The sequence below is a fragment of the Vibrio sp. M260118 genome (assembly GCF_036533755.1).
In the GTDB taxonomy this organism is placed as follows: Bacteria; Pseudomonadota; Gammaproteobacteria; order Enterobacterales; family Vibrionaceae; genus Vibrio.
Genome location: NZ_JATABG010000592.1, coordinates 1 through 1,780 on the forward strand (window position 1 = coordinate 1; position 1,780 = coordinate 1,780).

General features: G+C 48.0%; 2 protein-coding genes. One reads left to right on the plus strand and one right to left on the minus strand.

Annotation, left to right across the window (positions count from 1 at the left end):
• Positions 1 to 551, plus strand: a 551-nt coding sequence (locus tag QTO00_RS19850) for a Maf family protein (protein ID WP_331426279.1), incomplete at its 5' end; no start/stop codon positions are given.
• Between the two features lie 255 nt (positions 552 to 806).
• Here QTO00_RS19850 and rluC read toward each other — a convergent pair.
• Positions 807 to 1,751: a 23S rRNA pseudouridine(955/2504/2580) synthase RluC gene (gene rluC, locus QTO00_RS19855; protein WP_331426280.1), complete on the minus strand. Its 945-nt coding sequence runs from the start codon at positions 1,749 to 1,751 to the stop codon at positions 807 to 809.
• Between the last annotated feature and the right edge of the window lie 29 nt (positions 1,752 to 1,780).

The following is a 1,780-nucleotide window of genomic DNA, read 5'->3' on the forward strand; positions in this document are numbered from 1 at the left end:
CATCGCCATATCGCAAACAACTGCTGAATAAACTCGCAATTGAGTTCGAGACCGCCAGCCCTGATTTCGACGAAACAGCGCTCGAAAACGAGACGCCATTAGAGTTGGTTAAACGACTCGCGCAGGGTAAAGCCGAATCTTGCCCGGTGACGCAGCCAAGCTTAGTCATTGGTAGCGATCAAGTGTGTGTCATTAACGGCAAAATCATTGGTAAGCCCCATACGCGTGAAAAAGCCATCGAACAGCTAACAGAGCAAAGCGGGCAAGCTATTGAGTTTTTCACCGGATTAGCACTGCACAATACCGAAACAGGCCTCACAGACATTAAGGTCGATACGTTTACAGTGCACTTTAGAGTTCTAAGCAAAAAACAGATCGCGAACTACGTCGATATAGAGCAGCCATTCTACTGCGCAGGAAGTTTTAAAAGTGAAGGCCTTGGCATCGCGCTGTTTGAGCGATTAGAAGGCAAAGACCCAAACACGTTAGTAGGGCTGCCACTGATTGATTTGGTCGATATGCTTGCAGCACAAGGGGTTGAGGTGCTTTAGCGAGAAAGCGAGAAAGCGAGAAAGCGAGAAAGCGAGAAAGCGAGAAAGCGAGAAAGCGAGAAAGCGAGAAAGCGAGAAAGCGAGTTCAGAGCAAATGCCGTCGACAACTCAGGGTATTTGCTAGCACTCAACACTAAAAGGGCAAATCTCAGTTCCCAAATCCCGAGCGCAGTGTTCTTGCAGGGCGCAGCCCGTTCCAGTAGCGAAGCGATCCATAGGACGAAGTCCGTTCCCGCATCTCCGGCGAAGCCGCTCCTAAAGCTTCCGCAACCCTGCCAATGCCTTCTCTAACCTTGGTTCCATGGGCGCATTAATTTCCATCCATTCATCATTTGATGGATGCTGAAACTTAATGTTTGCAGCGTGGAGGAACAGGCGATCTAAGCCTACTTTTCCTGTGTAAGCATCAAAACGGCGGTCACCATAGCGGTCATCCCATGCAATAGGATGACCCGTGTACTGAGTATGAACGCGGATCTGGTGTGTACGACCAGTAATTGGGCTTGCTTGAATCAAGGTCGCGTTAGCAAACTTCTCGATAATCTTAAAACGAGTTTCTGAAGGCTTACCGTTCGGGTTAACCCGAACTATGCTGTTTACTTCGTTCTTCAACAGCGGTGCGTTCACCTTCTTACAGCTCGCTTTCCACTCGCCCATGACAAGAGCAAAGTAATACTTCTGTACTGTCTTTTCACGAAATTGAGCTTGCAAATGCCGCAGTGCTGAGCGCTTCTTTGCGACCAACAGAATTCCAGAGGTATCGCGGTCAATACGATGCACAAGTTCTAAGAATCTTGCTTGAGGACGCAGAGCACGGAGCGCTTCGATCGCTCCAAACTTCAAACCACTACCACCATGCACAGCCGTTCCTGAAGGCTTGTTCAGAATCAGCATGTGATCATCTTCATGAATAATCATGCTCTCAAGCTCAGCCACCTTGTTGAGCTTAGTGCTTGGTGCGATCTCTTCCGTTTTCTCTTCGATCGTTACCGGTGGAATACGGACAAGATCACCTGCCTGAAGCTTGTATTCTGCTTTGACACGCTTCTTGTTAACACGCACTTCCCCCTTACGCACGATGCGATACACCATACTTTTAGGGATATTTTTCAATTGGTTGCGTAAGAAGTTGTCTATACGCTGACCCGCCATATCTTCGTCGATGTCAACGAATTGGACTTTTGTTCTAATTTCACTCATGAAGACATTCTAACACTCTAAGTTGCGCA